The organism is Agromyces molybdatiresistens, from assembly GCF_052748445.2.
Genome location: NZ_CM188258.1, coordinates 3,369,759 through 3,387,455, shown reverse-complemented (window position 1 = coordinate 3,387,455; position 17,697 = coordinate 3,369,759). Strand labels below are relative to the sequence as shown.

The 17,697-nt window shown below is 74.3% G+C and carries 20 protein-coding genes; 11 read left to right on the top strand and 9 right to left on the bottom strand.

Features of this window, described 5'->3' with window-relative positions; translation table 11 throughout:
• The first annotated feature begins 9 nt into the window (after window positions 1-9).
• The 3 genes from ACULK2_RS15635 (at window position 10) to ACULK2_RS15625 (ending at window position 2,708) form a co-directional block, all read left to right on the top strand.
• On the top strand, window positions 10-1,005 hold the full coding sequence (locus ACULK2_RS15635; protein ID WP_445969978.1) for an NAD-dependent epimerase/dehydratase family protein: 996 nt from the start codon (window positions 10-12) through the stop codon (window positions 1,003-1,005).
• Between the two features lie 112 nt (window positions 1,006-1,117).
• Complete coding sequence (locus tag ACULK2_RS15630) at window positions 1,118-2,155, top strand: arginase family protein (RefSeq protein ID WP_445969977.1); 1,038 nt, start codon at window positions 1,118-1,120, stop codon at window positions 2,153-2,155.
• A gap of 70 nt (window positions 2,156-2,225) precedes the next feature.
• Window positions 2,226-2,708 carry a SixA phosphatase family protein gene (locus tag ACULK2_RS15625; protein WP_445969976.1) on the top strand — a complete coding sequence of 161 codons (483 nt, stop codon included), beginning with the start codon at window positions 2,226-2,228 and terminating at the stop codon, window positions 2,706-2,708.
• 36 nt (window positions 2,709-2,744) lie between these two features.
• Here the strand turns inward: ACULK2_RS15625 and ACULK2_RS15620 are convergent, their stop codons facing one another.
• The 5 genes from ACULK2_RS15620 to ACULK2_RS15600 form a co-directional block, all read right to left on the bottom strand.
• Window positions 2,745-3,470, bottom strand: a complete 726-nt coding sequence (locus ACULK2_RS15620) for an ABC transporter ATP-binding protein (protein WP_445969975.1) — start codon at window positions 3,468-3,470, stop codon at window positions 2,745-2,747.
• Entirely contained in the window at window positions 3,467-4,345 is an 879-nt protein-coding gene (locus ACULK2_RS15615; RefSeq protein WP_445969974.1) for an ABC transporter permease, read from the bottom strand. Before ACULK2_RS15615 ends, ACULK2_RS15620 begins: the two co-directional genes overlap by 4 nt.
• The gene (gene modA, locus ACULK2_RS15610) at window positions 4,342-5,157 is read right to left on the bottom strand and encodes a molybdate ABC transporter substrate-binding protein (protein ID WP_445969973.1); all 816 of its coding nucleotides are present in this window, start codon (window positions 5,155-5,157) and stop codon (window positions 4,342-4,344) included. Before modA ends, ACULK2_RS15615 begins: the two co-directional genes overlap by 4 nt.
• A gap of 5 nt (window positions 5,158-5,162) precedes the next feature.
• The gene (locus ACULK2_RS15605) at window positions 5,163-5,579 is read right to left on the bottom strand and encodes a TOBE domain-containing protein (protein WP_445969972.1); all 417 of its coding nucleotides are present in this window, start codon (window positions 5,577-5,579) and stop codon (window positions 5,163-5,165) included.
• Window positions 5,580-5,667: 88 nt separating this feature from the next.
• On the bottom strand, window positions 5,668-6,324 hold the full coding sequence (locus ACULK2_RS15600; RefSeq protein ID WP_445969971.1) for a GNAT family N-acetyltransferase: 657 nt from the start codon (window positions 6,322-6,324) through the stop codon (window positions 5,668-5,670).
• A gap of 188 nt (window positions 6,325-6,512) precedes the next feature.
• Between ACULK2_RS15600 and ACULK2_RS15595 the strand changes: the two genes are divergently transcribed.
• The 4 genes from ACULK2_RS15595 to ACULK2_RS15580 are packed head-to-tail and all read left to right on the top strand — an operon-like array spanning window position 6,513 to window position 10,669.
• The gene (locus ACULK2_RS15595; RefSeq protein ID WP_445969970.1) at window positions 6,513-7,670 is read left to right on the top strand and encodes a ThiF family adenylyltransferase; all 1,158 of its coding nucleotides are present in this window, start codon (window positions 6,513-6,515) and stop codon (window positions 7,668-7,670) included.
• A complete protein-coding gene (locus tag ACULK2_RS15590) occupies window positions 7,670-8,866 on the top strand; it encodes a molybdopterin molybdotransferase MoeA (protein WP_445969969.1) in 1,197 nt (398 codons plus the stop codon). The genes ACULK2_RS15595 and ACULK2_RS15590 overlap by 1 nt, the downstream gene beginning before the upstream one ends.
• On the top strand, window positions 8,863-10,221 hold the full coding sequence (gene moaCB, locus ACULK2_RS15585; RefSeq protein ID WP_445969968.1) for a bifunctional molybdenum cofactor biosynthesis protein MoaC/MoaB: 1,359 nt from the start codon (window positions 8,863-8,865) through the stop codon (window positions 10,219-10,221). Before ACULK2_RS15590 ends, moaCB begins: the two co-directional genes overlap by 4 nt.
• On the top strand, window positions 10,214-10,669 hold the full coding sequence (locus tag ACULK2_RS15580) for a molybdenum cofactor biosynthesis protein MoaE (protein WP_445969967.1): 456 nt from the start codon (window positions 10,214-10,216) through the stop codon (window positions 10,667-10,669). The genes moaCB and ACULK2_RS15580 overlap by 8 nt, the downstream gene beginning before the upstream one ends.
• 92 nt (window positions 10,670-10,761) lie before the next feature.
• Here ACULK2_RS15580 and ACULK2_RS15575 read toward each other — a convergent pair whose 3' ends face one another.
• Window positions 10,762-11,148 carry a MoaD/ThiS family protein gene (locus tag ACULK2_RS15575; protein WP_445969966.1) on the bottom strand — a complete coding sequence of 129 codons (387 nt, stop codon included), beginning with the start codon at window positions 11,146-11,148 and terminating at the stop codon, window positions 10,762-10,764.
• Window positions 11,141-12,208 carry a GTP 3',8-cyclase MoaA gene (gene moaA / locus ACULK2_RS15570; RefSeq protein ID WP_445969965.1) on the bottom strand — a complete coding sequence of 356 codons (1,068 nt, stop codon included), beginning with the start codon at window positions 12,206-12,208 and terminating at the stop codon, window positions 11,141-11,143. The genes ACULK2_RS15575 and moaA overlap by 8 nt, the downstream gene beginning before the upstream one ends.
• A 218-nt stretch (window positions 12,209-12,426) precedes the next feature.
• On the opposite strand from moaA, the gene ACULK2_RS15565 reads away from it, so the two are divergent.
• From ACULK2_RS15565 to ACULK2_RS15555, 3 genes are read left to right on the top strand one after another with little or no spacing between them, the layout of a single operon-like run.
• Window positions 12,427-13,020 (top strand): sulfite oxidase-like oxidoreductase, encoded by a 594-nt coding sequence (locus tag ACULK2_RS15565; protein ID WP_445969964.1) that lies wholly within the window; start codon window positions 12,427-12,429, stop codon window positions 13,018-13,020.
• Window positions 13,017-13,856, top strand: a complete 840-nt coding sequence (locus tag ACULK2_RS15560; protein ID WP_445969963.1) for a ferredoxin reductase — start codon at window positions 13,017-13,019, stop codon at window positions 13,854-13,856. The genes ACULK2_RS15565 and ACULK2_RS15560 overlap by 4 nt, the downstream gene beginning before the upstream one ends.
• Window positions 13,856-14,113, top strand: a complete 258-nt coding sequence (locus ACULK2_RS15555) for a DUF6510 family protein (protein ID WP_445969962.1) — start codon at window positions 13,856-13,858, stop codon at window positions 14,111-14,113. The genes ACULK2_RS15560 and ACULK2_RS15555 overlap by 1 nt, the downstream gene beginning before the upstream one ends.
• Before the next feature lie 169 nt (window positions 14,114-14,282).
• On the opposite strand, the gene ACULK2_RS15550 is transcribed toward ACULK2_RS15555, so the two are convergent.
• Window positions 14,283-15,902 (bottom strand): HNH endonuclease signature motif containing protein, encoded by a 1,620-nt coding sequence (locus ACULK2_RS15550; protein WP_445969961.1) that lies wholly within the window; start codon window positions 15,900-15,902, stop codon window positions 14,283-14,285.
• 132 nt (window positions 15,903-16,034) lie between these two features.
• Between ACULK2_RS15550 and ACULK2_RS15545 the strand changes: the two genes are divergently transcribed.
• Window positions 16,035-16,331 carry a DUF503 domain-containing protein gene (locus ACULK2_RS15545; protein ID WP_445969960.1) on the top strand — a complete coding sequence of 99 codons (297 nt, stop codon included), beginning with the start codon at window positions 16,035-16,037 and terminating at the stop codon, window positions 16,329-16,331.
• Between the two features lie 51 nt (window positions 16,332-16,382).
• Here the strand turns inward: ACULK2_RS15545 and hutI are convergent, their stop codons facing one another.
• Entirely contained in the window at window positions 16,383-17,660 is a 1,278-nt protein-coding gene (gene hutI / locus ACULK2_RS15540; RefSeq protein WP_445969959.1) for an imidazolonepropionase, read from the bottom strand.
• Window positions 17,661-17,697 lie beyond the last annotated feature (37 nt).

Below are 17,697 nucleotides of genomic sequence, written 5' to 3'. Positions count from 1 at the left end.
GATGGGCGCATGGACCTCCTCATCCTCGGCGGGACGCAGTGGCTCGGGCGCATGATCGCGACGGAGGCGCTGGCGCGAGGGCATCTCGTGACGTGTCTCGCACGCGGTGAGGCGGGCGCGGCGGCACCGGGCGCCGATCTCGTCGTCGCCGATCGCGACGCACCTGGCGACGTGGCCTACGCCTCGGTGGTCGACCGGGACTGGGACGCCGTGGTCGACCTCACTCGCCAGCCGGGCCATGCCCGCCGCGCCGCCGCCGTCCTCGGCCAGCGGGCGCGCAGGGTCGTGTTCGTGTCGTCCTGCAGCGTCTACGCGCGCCACGACGTGCGCGGCGCCGACGAATCGGCCGAGCTGCTGCCCGCGCTCGCCGGTGACGAGTCCACGCCCGAGACCTACGGCGAGGGCAAGGTCGCGTGCGAGGCGGCATGGCGCGCGGCGGTGCCCGAGGCCCGCCTGCTGGTGGTGCGGCCGGGGCTGATCGCCGGGCCCGGCGATCCGTCGGACCGCGCCGGATACTGGGTCGCCCGAGCTGCGCGCGACGACGAGCCCATGCTCGTGCCGGACATCCCGGATGCCGCGGTGCAGGCCGTCGACGTCCGCGACCTCGTCCGGTTCGTCCTCGACGGCGTCGAGCGCGGGCTCGCGGGCACGTTCGACGTGGTCGGCGAACGCACGACGTTCGCCGAGTGGCTCGCGATCTCGCGGGAGCTCGGCGGACATCGGGGCGACATGGTCGCGGTCGCACCCGACCGCCTCGCCGACCTCGGGATCGCCGAGTGGGCCGGACCGGACTCGATGCCGCTCTGGATCGCCGATCCGACCTGGGGCGCCTTCCTCGACCGCTCGAACGCGGCGGCCCGTGGCGAGGGGCTCGGCCTGCGCTCGTACCGCGAGCTGCTCGCCGACGTGCTCGCCTGGGAGCGCGAGGCGGGACTCGCTCGCGAGCGACGGGCGGGGCTCGCCCCGCCGCGGGAACGCGCGTTCCTCGAGGCCCTGGCGCGCTGAGGGCTGCGATTCCGCGATCCCGCCCGTGCGTCGGCGCGGGTACGTCCGGGATCGCAGACGGATCGCGTCGCGCGACCTGCCGCCGCGGCATCCGCTTCACTAGCGTCGAACCATGACGCTCTCGCGCGACCCGCTCTGGCCCCGGGCGGGCGGATGGCCCGGCTTCCACGATCTCGCCGCCGGCGCCCGCGTCGACCTCGCGATCCTCGGCGTACCCGCCTGGCGCACCTCGCTCTCGCCGACCGCGGCGCACGCGACGCCGGCGGCGATCCGCGACGCGCTGCGTCGGTACAGCGCGACGCTCGTGCCCGACCGCTCCAGGGACCCGTTCCGGGACCCCGCCGCCTCCGGGGCGCGGCCGCCGGGCGTCGTCGACCTCGGTGAACTCGCGATCGTGGATGCGGGCGACATCGACGAGCCGGACGGCGAGGCGGGCGAGGCGCGCACGCGCGCGCGGGTCGCCGAGGTGCTGGGGCACACCGGGGCGCCGGACGCGACGGGATCACCCGCTCACGCGGCCGCACTCGTGGCCCTCGGCGGCGACAACTCGGTGACGGTCGCGACCGCCCTCGGTGCGTGGGGCGCAGATCTCGGCACGGCCGGACTCGTGACGATCGACGCGCACTACGACCTGCGCGACGGCGTCTCGAACGGCTCGCCCGTGCGCCGCCTGATCGAGGCGGGGCTCGACCCGAGCCGCATCGTGCAGATCGGCATCCAGGACTTCGCGAACTCCGCCGCGTACGCGCGCCGCGCCGCCGACCTCGGGATCACCGTCATCCACCGCGACGAGCTGCACCACCGCCCGCCGCACCTCGTCATGGCGGAGGCGCTCGAGATCGCGGGCGCCGCCGGCGGACCGGTGCACCTCGACGTCGACGTCGATGCGTGCGATCGCTCGGTCGTGCCGGCGTGCCCCGCGTCGGTGCCGGGGGGCCTCGCGGCGTGGGAGCTCCGCGCGCTCGTGCGTGAAGCGGCCGGCGACCCCCGCGTCCGGAGCGCCGACCTCGTCGAGATCGACGCGACCGCGGATGCCGCCGACGGACGCACGGTCCGCCTCGCCGCGCTCTGCGTGCTCGAGTTCGCGGCGGGCCTCACGCGTCGGCTTGCGCCGGAGCCAGAGGAGCCGTCGGCCGCCGGCACGGCGTAGCCCGGCGCCGATCGCCGGACGGCGCTCCGGCCCATCGACTCCCCGCAGGCGCAGTGGCAGACTCGGGCCCATGAAGACGCTCGTGCTCGTGCGCCACGCGAAGTCGGCGTGGGGCGACCCGACGCTCGCCGACCACGACCGCCCGCTGAACGAGCGCGGCCGACGCGACGCACCCGAGATGGCGCGGCGCCTCCGTGACCGCGGCGTCGTCCCCGACGCCGTCCGCGCGAGCACCGCCCTCCGGGCGCGGACCACGGCCGAGGCGATGATCGCCGAGCTCGACCTGCCCGGCCAGTCGCTCGTGCTCGACGAGCGGCTCTACGGCGCGGGACCCGACCTGATCCTCGGGGTCGTCGGCGAGCTCGGCGAGGAGGTCGGCACCGCGATGGTCGTGGCACACGACCCGGGCATGTCCGATCTCGCCTACCGGCTGTCGGGCGAGATCGAGCACATGCCGACGTGCGCGGTCGCGGAGTTCCGGTTCGCGGTGTGGTCGTGGTCCGAGGTCGTGGAGGCCGACGCCGTCGAGGTCCACTTCGACACGCCGCGCTGAATCGGCATCCCTCGAGCGCGGCGCCCGCGCGCCGGATCACTCGGCCGGCGTCGCGAGCATCCGCCGCACGTACGCCGTGGCGGGCGCCGCGGCCAGGTCCTCGAGCGTGCCCCGCTGCGTCACGCGGCCGTCCTCGAGCACGAGCACGTGATCGGCGAGGGTCGCGGCATCCGCCCGGCTGTGGGTGACGACCACGGTCGCGCCGCCGAACTCGCGCACGTGCTGCGCGAGTTCGGCGCGCATGTCGTGCCGCACCTCGACGTCGAGCGCCGACATCGGCTCGTCGAGCAGGAGCACCTCGGGCTCGGCCGCGAGCGCCCGCGCGAGGGCGACGCGCTGCGCCTGTCCGCCGGAGAGCTCGCCGGGCAGCCGGTCGGCGAGCGGCGCCAGCCCGTACCGCTCGAGCCAGGGATCCGCGGACGCGCGGGCCGCCTGCCGCGATCCGCGCATGCGCGCCGCGAACGCGACGTTGTCGCGCACCGTGAGGTGCGGGAAGAGCACGTAGTCCTGGAACAGCACGCCGATCCGCCGCCGCTCGGGCGGGAGGCGGTCCACCTCGCGATCGCCGATCCGCACGTGCCCCGCGTCGACGGGAACGAGGCCGGCGATCGCGGCGAGCAGGGTCGACTTGCCGGCCCCGTTGGGGCCGAGGACGGCGAGCGGATGTCCCGGCCGGACGTCGAACGCGGCCTCGACGTGATGCGTGCCCCGCGTGACGGAGACGTCGGCGTGGAGCTCGGGGCGAGCGCGCGCGCCGATCACCCGCGCACCCCGGGCAGCCACCGGTCGCGGAGCAGCAGCAGCACGCCGACCGACACCGCGAGCAGCAGCAGCGCGAGCGCGATCGCCTCGTCGGGGTCGGTCTGCATCGCCAGGTAGCTCGCGATCGGGAGCGTGCGCGTCACCCCTGGCAGCGAACCGGCGAACGTGATCGTGGCGCCGAACTCGCCGAGCGCCCGCGTGAAGCACAGGACGGCCCCGGCGGCGACCCCCGGCGCGACGAGCGGGAGCGTGACGTGCCGGAACACCTGCCAGCGCGATGCGCCGAGCGTGGCCGCCGCCAGCTCGGTGCGCCGATCGGTCGAGCGCAGGGCGCCCTCGACGGCGAACACGAGGAACGGCAGCGCGACGAACACCTGCGCGAGCACCACCGCGCCGGTCGTGAAGGGGATCGTGATGCCGAACAGGTCGTCGAGGATGCCGCCGAGGATCCCGCGCCGGCCGAGCAGGAGCAGCAGCGCGATGCCCCCGACCACCGGCGGGAGCACGAGCGGCACCGTCACCGCCGCACGGAGCAACCGGCGGGCGGGCGTCGGCCAGGCCGCCGCTCGGGCGAGCAGTGCCGCGAGCGGCACGCCGAGCACGAGGCACGCGCCCGTCGCGATGATCGCCGTGCCGAGCGAGAGCACGAGCGCCTCGAGCACCGACTCGCGCGCGAGCAGCTCGCCGAGCTCGCCCCACGGCGCCCGCCCGACGAGCGCGACGAGCGGCAGCACGAGCACCGCGAGCCCGAGGGCGGCGAGCACGGCGACCGGCCAGGCGAGCCCGCCGTGCGGACGCGGCGCGCCCCGACGGGAGGTGCCCGGCCGGGTACCGCCTCGCCCGTCCGCGATGCCGGGCGACCCCGGCGCGCTCACGGCGCGCCGAATCCGAGTCGATCGAGCACGTCGCGGCCGTCGGGACCGGTGACGAACTCCGCGAACGCGTCGGCCGCGACGGGGTGCGGTGCGCCATCGAGGACGGCGATCGGGTAGCGGTTGACGACGGATGCCGCGGTGGCGACCTCCACGCCCTCGACCTGCGAGCCGGCTGCACGGACGTCGGTCCGGTAGACGAGCCCCGCGTCGACCTCGCCGAGCGCGACCTTGGTCAGCACGGCCTTCACGTCGGACTCGAGGGTGTCGGGAGCCGCGTCGACGCCCTCCAGTGCGAGGAGTTCGACGGCGGCCGAGCCGCACGGCACGCGCTCGTCGCAGAGCGCGATGCGGAGTTCGTCCCGCGCGAGGTCGTCGAGCCCGGCGATGCCGGCGGGATTGCCCGCGGGCACCGCGAGCTGGAGCGTGTTCGTCGCGAACACCGTCGCGTCGGCGGCCAGGCCGGCGTCGGCGAGGTCCGCCATCGGCGCCTCGGCCGCCGCCGCGAACACGTCCGCCGGAGCGCCGGCGATCACCTGCTGCGCGAGGGCGGCGCTGCCGCCGTGGTTCAGCACCACCTCGACCTCGGGGTGTCGTGCCTCGAACCGCTCGGCGAGCTCCTCGAACGCCTCGGTGAGCGACGCCGCCGCGAAGACCGTGAGCGTGCCCGACTCGAGCACGCCCGTCGACGGCGTTCCCCGCGCGCTCGCCTCCGCCGCCGCGCCACCCGCATCGCCCGTGCCGCCCGAGCACCCGGCGAGTGCGGCGATCGCGGCGACGGCGAGCCCGGCGCGCGCGGCGCGAGCACGCGGCATCCGCCTCACCCCTCGACGCCCGCGGGCAGCTCGATCGAGACGACCGTCGCCTTCGCACTCGCCGCGGCGAGCATTCCGGGCTCGAGCCCGAGCTCGTCGGCCGCCTCGCGACTCATGAGCGAGACGATCCGGAACGGGCCCGCGCGCAGCTCGACCTGGGCCATCACGCCGTCGCGCCGCACGGCCGTGACGAGCCCCACGAAGCGGTTGCGTGCCGACGCGCGAGCGAGCGGGAACGCCTCGGCGAGGGCGCCGCCCCCCGGCTCGTCGCCGAGCACGCGGACGATCTCGGTGCCGTCGACCATGCGCATGCCGTTGGGGCCGCGTTCGAGTTCGATCCGGCCGGCCTCCGCCCACCGGCGCACCGTGTCATCGCTCACGCCGAGCAGCGCCGCGGCCTCACTGATGCGGAACGACGTCACGATGCGATCCGCGAATGCGTTTCCATACTGCGAATCTATCCGCGGAAGCGGATGCGGTCCAGTGGGCGAGGGACTGCCGCGCCCGGCGTCACCGCGCGTGCAGCTCCCGGAAGCGTTCCGCATCAAGTGCCATGATCCGCGTCGTCCCGTCGTTCGAGACCTCGCGGAAGCCGAGCCGTTCCGCCAGCGCCTTCGACGCGGCGTTGCCGACCGTCATGTGCGCCTCGACCACCGCCGCGTCGAGGTCGTCGAAGGCCAGCCGGAGCATCGCGAGGCCGGCCTCGGCGGCGTACCCCTTGCCCTGCCACTTCGGTCCGATCACCCAGCCCACCTCGAGGCGACGGGCACCGGGATCGAGGGTCCGCAGGTGCAGCGATGCGTCGCCGATGAGGTGGTCGCCCTGGACCACCGCCAGCGCGAGGAAGTCGTCCTTCTGCTCGAGCCGGTTGTGGCGGGTCCGGTTGAGCAGGTGCACGAACGACTCGGCACGGGTCCGGAGCGGCCAGGAGAGATGCTCGACGACGGCCGGATCGGACTGGAGCTCGTACCAGGTCTCGGCGTCGGCGAGGCGGTGGGGCCTGAGGCGCAGGCGCTCGGTGACGATCACCGGGGCGCGGATGCCGTCCGGGATGCGCGGGCCGCGCAGGAATCGGGGGCGTTGCGGGATGAGGTCGCGGACCAGGCGCACGATGTCGGTCGACGCCCGGTCACCGGCGCCGGGCGGTGCTCCTGTCGTTCGGCTCATCGAGGCCCCCTCATCACGCTTCCGCATTCATCCGCGTCGCGCAAGCACTCGTGGATCGGTGCTCCGCGGCGGCGGACCGCAGCACGTCCCACCATGGCCCGTGTTCGACGGTAGGCGGCGTAGCTGTGAAGACGGCAGGGATTGCCTGGGCCGGGCCGATCGGGTAGCCGTGCTGCGAGAATCGAGCCATGCCCATCGATCCGGATTCCCCGCGATACGCACGTCAGCGTGTGCTCCCCGGTGTCGGCGGGGACGGCCAGCGCCGGCTCGCGGAGTCCCATGTGGTCGTCCTCGGCGCCGGCGGGCTCGGCAGCGCCGTCATCCCGGTGCTCGCCGCAGCGGGCGTCGGGCGGCTCACGCTCGTCGACGACGACGTGGTCGAGCCCACCAACCTGCACCGCCAGACCCTGCACCACGACGCCGACGTCGGTCGTGCGAAGGTCGAGTCCGCGACGGATGCCGCGGCGCTCCTCGCACCCGATGCGACGGTGCACGGGGTCCGCGCGCGGTTCGACGAGGGCAACGCCGGCGAGCTGCTCGCCGACGCCGACCTCGTGGTCGACGGCACGGACGACATCCTGACGCGCTACGTCGCCGACGCCGCCGCCGCGCGTGCGGGCATCCCGCTGGTCTGGGGGTCGGCGGCGCGGTTCTCCGGGCAGGTCGGGGTGTCGTGGGAGGCCCGCGGCGTCTCGTACCGCGACCTCTTCCCGGAGCCGCCGGCCGACGCGGGCCTGAGCTGCGAGATCGACGGCATCCTGCCCTCCGTCTGCACGGTCACCGGCGGACTCATGGCCGGCGAGGTGCTGAAGCTCATCACCGGCGTCGGCGAGCCGATGCTCGGCCGCGTCGCGGTGTACGACGCGCTCACCGGGCGCACGCGCGAGATCGCATATGCGCGGGCGACGGATGCGACGGATGCGACGGATGAGACGGCGACGTCGGCGCGGTCCGCCGCGCACGGCGCTGCCGTGGCGTCGGCACGCACCGCTCCCGAGCCACCGACCCGGCCCGCCGTGCCCGCCGTGCCCGCGGAGGTCGAGCCGGCCGCGCTCGCCGCGGAGCTCGCCTCCGACCACCCGCCGCTCCTGCTCGACGTCCGCGAGCCGTGGGAGGCCGACCTCGTCGCGATCTCCGGGTCGACGTTGATCCCCCTGCACGAGCTCGGCGGCCGCACGCGGGAGCTCGACCCCGCGACATCCGTGGTCGTGTACTGCCACCTCGGCGTGCGGTCGCGCATGGCCGCCGAGCACCTGATCGCCTCGGGATTCGCCGACGTGCGGAACCTGGCCGGCGGCATCGACGCGTGGGCGCTCGACGTGGACCCCGGATCGACGAGGTACTGATGACGCGCATCCCGTTCGACGAGCACGCCCGGTTCGTCCGGTCCCTCCTCGCCTCGCTCGGCGCCCGGCCGACCGAGCGGGTCGCGGTCGCCGACGCACTCGGTCGCCTCACCGCCTCGCCCGTGGAGTCCCCCATCGACCTGCCGCCGTTCCGGAACGCCCAGATGGACGGCTTCGCGGTGCGGGCGTCGGAGCTCGCCGGGGCTCCCGTCGAACTTCCGGTCGTCGGCGAGTCGGCGGCGGCGCCCGGCACCCCCGCGCCGCTCGCGGCGGGAACCGCCGTGCGGATCATGACCGGCGCGCCCGTGCCCGACGGCGCCGATGCGGTGGTCCCGGTCGAGGACACCGAGCCGGGCGCCGAGCCCGATCGCGTCCGCGTCCTCCGCGCCCGCACCGCGGGCGAGTACGTGCGCGAGGCCGGGTCGGATCTCGCCGCCGGCGACGACGTGCTGCCGGCCGGCATCCGCCTCGCGCCCCGCCACCTCGCGGCCGCAGCGGCCTCGGGCCTCACGGAGCTGCTGGTGCGCGAGCGCGTGCGGGTCGCGGTGATCAGCACGGGCAGCGAGCTCGTCGAGCCGGGCGCGCCGCTCGGTCCGGGCGAGCTGCCGGACGCGAACGGCGTCGCGCTGCGGTCCGCCGTCGCAGCCTGCGGTGCCGTCGTCGTGCACGCCGGGCGCGTCCGCGACGACGTCGAGCGGCTTCGCGCGGAGCTCGACACGGCGGTCGACGCGGGCGCCGAGCTCATCCTCACGAGCGGCGGGATCTCCCAGGGCGCCTACGAGGTCGTGCGCGAGCTCGTCGAGCCGCTCGGCGCGTGGGTCGGGTCGGTCGCGATGCAGCCGGGCGGGCCGCAGGCCACGGCCGTGTACCGCGGGGTCCCGCTCATCGGCTTCCCCGGCAATCCCGTGAGCGCGCAGCTCTCGTTCGCGCTCTTCGTCGCGCCGTCGCTCCGCGCGATCGCCGGGCTCCCGGCCGCGCCGACCGAGCGGATGCCGCTCGCCGAGCCCGTGCGCTCCGTCCCGGGGAAGCGTCAGTTCCTCCGCGGGCGCCGAACCGACGGCGGGCTCGCGCTCGCGGTGGGCGGACCCGGTTCGCACCTGGTCGCATCGCTCGCGGCATCCGAACTGCTCATCGTGATCCCGGAGACGGTCGAGGCGCTGGCGGCCGGCGACGAGGTCGATACCGTGTTCCTATGAGCGAGCGTCCCATGAGCGAACTCACGCACCTCGACGACGACGGTCGCGCACGCATGGTCGACGTCGGCGGCAAGCCCGTGACGCGCCGCGTCGCGATCGCCGAGGGTCGCCTCGACACGACCGAGGAGGTCGTCGGGCTCGTCCGCTCGGACGGACTGAAGAAGGCCGACGTGCTGCCGACCGCCCGCATCGCGGGGATCTCGGCGGCCAAGCGGACGAGCGAACTCATCCCGCTCGCGCACATCGTGCCGCTCGACGCGGTGTCGATCGACTTCGGCTTCGATGGCGCCGCGGTCACCATCCGTGCCACCGCGTCCACGACGGGCCGAACCGGTGTCGAGATGGAGGCCCTCACCGCGGTCGCCGTCGCGGGCCTGACGCTGCACGACATGGTCAAGGCCGTCGATCCGGCGGCGCGGCTCGGCGGCATCCGCCTCGTCGAGAAGCGCGGCGGCAAGCGCGGGCTGTGGCGAGCGGATGACGCCGGGCCGGCGCTCCAGGCGGACGCGGTGTCGCACGAGGTGTCCGGGGCGGTCCGCGCGCCCGGGCACGACGCGAGCGCCGAAGCGACGGATGCCGCGGCCTCGCGTCGTGCGATCGTGCTCGTCGCCTCGACCCGCGCGGCGGCGGGCGCCGCCGAGGACACGACCGGTCCGGTGATGGTCGAATGGCTCGGCTCGCGCGGCTTCGCGGTCGGGGCGCCGCGCGTGGTCGCGGACGCCGACATCGCGACCGCGCTGCGCGGGGCGGTCGAGGAAGGACCTGCCGTCGTCCTCACGACGGGCGGGACGGGCGTGAGCCCCACCGACCGCACCCCTGAGGCGACGCTCGCGCTGCTCGATCGCGAGCTGCCCGGAGTGGCCGAGGCGATCCGCGCGGCGGGTCGGGCCGCCACGCCCACCGCGGCGCTGAGCCGCGCGCTCGCCGGGGTCGCCGGTGGGACCGTCGTGGTCAACCTGCCCGGCTCGCGCGGCGGCGTCGCCGACGGGCTCGCCGTTCTCGACGACCTGCTGCCGCACCTCGTCGACCAGGTCGCGGGCGGGGATCATGCGCCGCGCGGGAGCCACGGGGACGACATGGTCCACGCGGGCGACACGGCCCACGCGGGCGACACGGCCCACGCTGGTGGCACCGCCCACGCGGGTGGCATCGCCCGAGCTGGTGGCGCGGTCCACTCGGCTGGCACGGCCCACGCGGGTCACGCCACCCACCCGCGCCACGGCGACCTCGACACCAGCGCCGCGCACGGCGCAGTAGGGGATCGCGGGCACGGCGCGACGGGCACGGCCGCACCGGAGGGTATGGACACCGGCGAAGCCGATCGCCTCGAGCACGGAGGCGCACCGCATGCCTGAACCCGACCACATCCCCGCACCGCCCGCCGACGGCGCACCCACCGTCTACGCGGTCGTCACCGAGGCACCGCTCGACCGCGTCGCCGTCGAGGCCTTCGTCCTGTCGCAGCGCGACGGCGCGCTCGTGACCTTCGAGGGCGTCATCCGCGACCACGACCACGGCGATCCGGTCTCGGCGCTCGACTACTCGGCGCACCCCGACGCGGAACGCTTCCTCCGCGCGACCTGCCTCGAGGTGGCTCGTGAGACCGGGCTGACCGTCGCCGCCGCGCACCGCGTCGGCGCGCTCGGTATCGGGGATGTCGCGCTCGTGGCATCCGTCGCCGCCCCGCACCGCGCGGAGGCGTTCGCCGCCTGCGCACTGCTCGTCGACCGCATCAAGGAACGCACGCCGATCTGGAAGCGGCAGCACCTCGCGGGCGGCACGACGGAATGGGTCAACCTCTGACGTGCTGGTGTCGCCCCTTGCAGGGTCGCGTGCCGATCACGGATCGACGGGTGACGGGGTGACGGGCTGACGGATCGTCCGGAGCAGTCCGGTCAGCCGCCCGCGAACGGCGGCAGCACGTCGACCTGCTCGCCCACGAGCGCAGCCCGGTCGCGCCGAACCACGCCGTCGACCAGGAACGACCCGTTCGCCGCGACCCGGGCCATCGCCGGCCCGTAGCGCGCGACGAGCAGGTCGGCGAGCGCGCCGACCGTCGCAGCGTCACCGCCGTCGCCGGTGATCTCGATCAGCTCCTCCTCGAGGCCGGCCGCCTCGGCGGCCGCCGCGAAGTACCGCACGAGCACCGTGCGCCCCGGTGCCGTCGACTCGGGCGCCGTCGGCACGGCCGGCGTCGGCTCGGCAGCCGTGGCCATGGGCGCCGTCGGCGCGCCTGCCGTCACGTCCGTCGACGCCGCCGCATCCGTCGACGTCTCAGCCACCGATGCCCCCCATCGTCCTGACCGGTCGCACGAAGTCGATGTCGTCGATGCCGTGGCCGGCCTTCTTCGCCCACATCGCCGCACGCCAGACGTCGGCGATCTCGTCGTCGCCCGCGCCCGCGCGGAGCAGTCCGCGCAGGTCGGTCTCGTCGTCCCCGAAGAGGCACGAGCGCACGGCCCCTTCCGCGGTCAGGCGCGTCCGGTCGCACGCGCCGCAGAACGGACGTGTGACCGACGCGATGACGCCGACGGTCGCGGGCCCGCCGTCGACGAGCCATTCCTCGGCAGGCGCAGCGGGATCCTCGCGGCCGACGGGAGTCAGCGCGAAGCGCGTGCGCAGCACGGCGAGCAGTTCCTCGGCGTCGACCATGTGGTCGCGGCGCCACGCCTCGTCGGCGTCGAGCGGCATCTGCTCGATGAAGCGGAGCCGGCACCCGTGCTCGATCGCCCAGGCGAGGAGCGCCGGAGCGTCGTGCAGGGTCTCGCGCATGAGCACGGCGTTGACCTTGAGCGGTCCGAGACCGGCCCGATGCGCCCCCGCGATGCCGGCGAGCACCGCGGGCAGCCGGTCGCGGCGGGTCAGCCGTGCGAAGTGCTCGCGGTCGAGCGTGTCGAGCGAGACATTGACGCGCGTCAGGCCCGCGTCGCGCAGGGCGTCGGCGCGCTTGTCGAGCCCGATGCCGTTCGTGGTCAGGGCGAGCGGGGTGCCGGGAGCGGCCTCGGCGCTCCGCCGCACGATCTCGACGAGGTCGCCGCGCGTCAACGGCTCCCCACCGGTGAAGCGCACCTCGCGGATCCCCAGGTCGCGCACGGCGATGCCGACGAGACGGCCGATCTCGGCCGCCGACAGGAGCTCGTCCCGCGGGATCACCGGCAGGCCCTCGGCGGGCATGCAGTACGTGCAGCGCAGCGAGCAGGCCGACGTGATGGACACCCTGAGGTCGTGCGCGATGCGCCCGTAGCGGTCGACGAGACCCGCGACATCCGGCCTGCCGTCGACGGACGGCGCGTCGGAAGGCGCCCGACGGACGGCCGGGATGCCGAGCGCGATGGCAGCCATGACCCAACCCTACGCAGCGCACGGGCGGTCCGCGCCCGTCGGACGTTTCGTGAAGGTGACGGTTTCCGGCGAGGTTCCCGGGGACACCGCGCGCGCCGCGGCGGATGACGCCGCATCGAGTGGGACACGAGCCGTCGACCGATCGGATGCCGCGTTCGGATCGACCGGTGACATCGGCCCTTCGCGTCACTATCGTGAGACCGTCGGGAGGGGGCGCCATGTCGTTCATCACCAGGGGGTTCACGGGTCGCGGTCGCGAGCGGGACGACCGATTGCCGCCCGGTCAGACCCTCGTCGGCGACTTCCCGGTGCTCTCGGCCGGGCCGACGCCCGACATCGACACGGCGGACTGGGAGTTCACCATCCGCACAGAGTCGGGCGAGCAGCACTCCTGGAACTGGGACCAGCTGATGGCGCTGCCGATCGAGGACGTCACGACCGACATCCACTGCGTGACGCACTGGTCGAAGCTGGGCACCGGATGGCGCGGAGTCGCCCTGGACACCCTCTTCGAGGGCGTCGACACCGAGTACTCGTACACGATGGCGCACAGCTACGGCGGTTACACGACGAACGTGCCGCTCGAGGACCTGCTCGACGGCAAGGCCTGGATCGCATTCGAGTTCGACGGCGAGCCGCTCGATCCCGAGCACGGCGGCCCGGCGCGGCTGCTGGTGCCGCACCTGTACTTCTGGAAGAGCGCGAAATGGGTGCGGGGCCTGGTGATGATGGAGGACGACGAGCCCGGCTTCTGGGAGCAGAACGGGTACCACCTCCGCGGGGACCCGTGGAAGGAGGAGCGGTACTGGTGAGCGACGCGCCGGTGCCGCCCGCCGCCGCGGGCTCGACGGGCGAACCGTCGGTCGTCGGTTCCGCCGCGCCGCCGGCGGGTCCGCCCCGCGTCGCGGTCCCGCGTGCCGGATGGCACGTGGCGACGGTCGCCCGCACGCGGCGTGAGACGCCGAGTGCCGCCCGTCTCGAGCTCGACGTCGACAAGTGGCCCGGCAACGCCGCCGGGCAGCACCTCGACGTGCGGTTGACGGCCGAGGACGGCTACACGGCGACGCGCTCGTACTCGATCGCCTCCTCGGGTGCGGGCTCACGGGTCGTGCTCGCGGTCGACGAGTTGCCCGACGGCGAGGTCTCGCCCTTCCTCGTCGAAGCGGTGCGGGCGGGCGACATGCTCGAGGTGCACGGTCCGCTCGGCGCGTTCTTCGTGTGGCGGCCGCAGGACGAGGGTGGTGACTCGCGTCCGGTGCAGCTCATCGCGGGAGGTTCGGGCGTCGTGCCGCTGTTCGCGATGGCCCGGGCGCATGCGGATGCCGACGACCCGACGCCGTTCCGGTTGCTCTACGCGGTTCGGACGCCGGAGGACGTGTACTTCGCCGACGAGCTCGCGGCGCTCGCCGCCGCGCGAGCGCCGTTCCGGCTCGACCTCGTGTACTCCCGGCGTGTCCCGGACGGCTGGTCGACCCCGCCCGGGCGGATCACCCGCGAGCAGTTGGAGGCCGCTGCCATCCCCTCGGCGGACCGGCCGATCGTGTACGTCTGCGGCTCGACCGGCTTCGTGGAGCGGGTCGCCTCGTGGCTCATCGAGCTCGGGCACGATCCTCGCGACATCCGCACCGAGCGTTTCGGAGGAACCTGATGACCGGACACGTCGACGGCAACGCGATCGCCGGACCGCTCGCCGACTTCTTCTCGTTCGACGTGACGACGGCGACGGGTCGCTGCCGTGCGTGCGGCACGATGGCCGAGCTCGCTCGGGCGATGGTCTACATGAGTGGTGCCGGCACCGTCGTGCGGTGCGCGACCTGCGATCACGTGCTCGCAGTGCTCGTCGACACTGGGGAGCGCGCCTGGATCGACCTGGGCGGCGTGACCGCGATCGAGGTGCGGCGCTGAGCTGACTGGACCGGCGCTTGCGCCGTCGGTCCGGCCCACCGGCCGTCGGCCCGGCCCGCACGCCGTCGGCCCGAGGAAGCCGGAGGGGTGCAGCCGTCCGCGGCCGCGTCGGTCCCACCGCCTGCGATATCAGGGCGCCGGCTTCGCGCAGGGCATCGCCCCGTTCCGATCAGAAGGGTGGCGCATCGTCCTTCGCCGAGGCGGCTGCGCGTGGTGGAGCACCGTCGGTCCGCCGTGGGTCGGTTGCGCCCTTCTCGCTTCGAGGGTCGCGACGCGACCGGTCCGGCGAGGGTGTCTGTGTCTGTGTCGGTGTTGGTGTCGGTGTCGGTGTCGGTGTCGGTGTCGCCGTGGGCGTGGGTGGTCGGAGCCGACTGGTCGCCGTCGGCTCCGAGGGCGCGACCGCTGGTGTCGCCGCTCCGACTCGCGCCCCGGCGACGGGAATACGCACCGCCGGCTCGGTGACGTGAACTCGCCCCGCGGGAGATCGCCACTCGAGCGCGCCGTCCGCTCGATGTCGAAGCGACCAGGACGTCTGGTGCTTGAGGTGGTGGTGCGCCGGGCACAGGTGGGCGAGGTTGTGGAACGCGGTGGGATTGCCGTCGGCCCAGTCCTCGGAGTGATCGATGTCGCACCCGACCGCGGCCCGGTTGCAGCCGGGGAACCGGCACGTCTGGTCGCGCACGCGCAGCCAGCGCGCGAGATCGGCGGGCGGACGATACGTCGTGCGGTCGACGTCGAGCACCGTGCCCGAAACCGGGTGCGTGAGAAGCCGGGTGAACGACGGCGCGTGCGCCGCGAGTTCGCGGGCGACGTCGGGCGAGATCGGCCCGTACCCGTCGAGCCCACCGGGCGAGAGGTCGTGACCGAGGAGTGTCATGACGGGAACGGTCACGTGCACCGTCGGCCGGATGGTCGCGGCTGCGACGTGGAACGCGTCGCCGACAGGAGGGACGCCGTTCAGCAGGAGGTCGCGCACGATATCGGCGCGCAGCTGATCTGGCGTGCGCGGGTCAGCATCGCTCGCCGTCCCGGCCTCTGAGCCGTCGACGGCCTCGACGCCGACATCCGATCGACCGGACGACGTCGTCGACCGACCGGATGCCTCGGCCGCGACTCGCACGAGGCGGTTGCGGATGAGATGGGCGTCTTCGGCCGGGAGGTAGACGTGCAACCACGCCATGCCGTCTCGGGCGGGTTCGAGCTCGACCCGGCGCTCAGCCCGGGCTCGGGCATGTCGTGACGCGAGCGTCTCGGCGAGCACCTGCTCGCGAAGGCGGCGAGCCGTGCGGCGCAGCGTCGGGGCGGTGACGGTCTCGGCACGCGTCGCGAGTTCCGCATCGAGCCGCGAGAGTGCCTCGGGGTCGTCGAGATCAGTGGTCTCGTCGACGACCACCCGCGCATGCGCCTCGTCCAGACGCCCCGAGCGGAGCGCGTCGAGCGTCGCGGGCAGTCGAGTCGACAGCGTCCACGCCTCCGAGACGAGTCTCGTCATCGTTCGCTCCGGAAGCCGGAGGGCGGTCGCCAGTTCGGCGATGACCGCCCGCCGCGCCATCTCGCGCCGCCCATCTGCATCGAGTCGAGAAGACGTGAACGCCACGGCGTTGCTCATGGCAACGTCGACGGCGAGGTTGATCACGTCGACGCGCATCGCCGCCTGCATCGCCTCGATTCGCCGCGTCGTCACGGCGGCGTCGACGAGGTCGGCGAGGCTCTGCTGGGCGCGCGCGTACGGGGAGAACTCCGGCGCGTGGGCCGCCGACTCGAGCTGATCGGCGAGTGCGGTGGCCATGCATCGAGCCTACCGAGATTCGAACATATGTTCTCGTGTTGTGGAGAACTCGCTGCACCAGGACCAGTCCGGGCTGCAGGCGAGTCGAACGTGCGACTGCCGACGGCCGCATGGTCGTGGAAGGCTGAAGGAGTGTGGATCGCATGGATCGAGTTCGACCTCCTCCTCGGCGACGTGCACTCGCTCAAGCAGAAGCGCTCGGTGCTCCGGCCGCTCATCGCGGAGCTGCGGCGGGTGACCGAGGCATCCGTCGCGGAAGTCGGCAGCCATGACCTGCATCGCCGCGCCGCCGTCGGGCTCGCGGTCGTCTCCGGCGATGCCGGCCACGCGACCGACGTGCTCGACCGTGCGGAGCGTCAGGTCGCCGCGCACCCCGAACTGACGTTGCTGTCCGCGCGGCGCCGGATTCGGCGCAGCGACGACGACTGACCACGGGCAGTGTCGACGAGTGGTGCGATACCGAAACCCGGATGTCGCGGCTCACGCCACGCGCATCCCGTCCTTCCACGTCTCGGCGACGAGCGGGACACCGGGTCGATACGCGAGATGGACGTGCGAGGGCGCATCGAGCACCGCGAGATCGGCGCGCGAACCCGGTCGCAGCGCGCCGACATCCGTTCGCCGGAGTGCTGCCGCACCGCCCGCCGTCGCGGCCCGCAGCGCCTCGGCCGGCGTCATCCCCATGTCGCGGACCGCGACGGCGATGCAGAACGGCATCGAGCTCGTGAAGCTCGAACCCGGGTTGCAGTCGCTCGCGAGCGCGACGGTCGCGCCGGCGTCGATGAGGCGCCGCGCGTCCGGGTAGGGCTGGCGGGTCGAGAACTCGACGCCCGGAAGCAGGGTCGCGACGGTCGACGACCCGGCGAGCGCCGCGACGTCCGCGTCGGTCAGGTAGGTGCAGTGGTCGACGGATGCCGCGTCGAGCTCGACCGCCAGCCGGACCCCCGGCCCGTCGCCGAGCTGGTTGCCGTGCACGCGCACGCCGAGGCCGGCGGCGCGGCCCGCCTCGAGGACCCGCCGCGACTGCGCCTCCGTGAACGCGCCGCGCTCGCAGAACGCATCGACCCAGCGGGCGTGCGGAGCGCACGCCTCGAGCATCTCGCCGACGACGAGGTCGACGTAGGCGTCGGCACCGGGCCCCTCGGGCTCGCGGAACTCGAACGGCACGACGTGCGCACCCAGGAACGTGACCTCGTCGGTGACCTCGGCCGCGAGGCGCGCGAGGCGCTCCTCGTCGGCCACGCTCAACCCGTAGCCCGTCTTGACCTCGAACGTCGTGGTGCCCTGGCGGTGCAGTTCGGCGACGAAGCCGGCGAGACGCGCCCGCAGGTCGGCATCGCTCGCCGCGCGCGTCGCCGCGACCGTCGACCGGATGCCGCCCGCCTCGTAGGCGCGCCCGGCCATGCGGGCGGCGAACTCCTCGGCCCGGTCGCCGCCGAACACCAGGTGCGTGTGACTGTCGACGAAGCCCGGGATGACGGCGCGGCCGCCGAGGTCGATCAGCTCGACGTCGGCGTCCCAGAGCGACCGGTGCTCCTCGCCATCGCGTCGGTGCTCGCGCTCGTGGCGCAGCTCGTCCTCGTGCGAGGGCACGTGCGCCTCGCGCCCGATCCACGCGATTCGTCCGTCCTCGACGAGCACGGCCGCATCCCGCACGATGCCGAGCGGCCCGCCCTCACGATCGGGAGCCGGGTCGTTCGTCACGAGTTCGCCGACGTTCGTCAGCAGCATCCGTCGCACCGCACCGCCGTCGCTCATGCGCGCCGCCTCCTGCATCGAGTCATGATTCCGATCG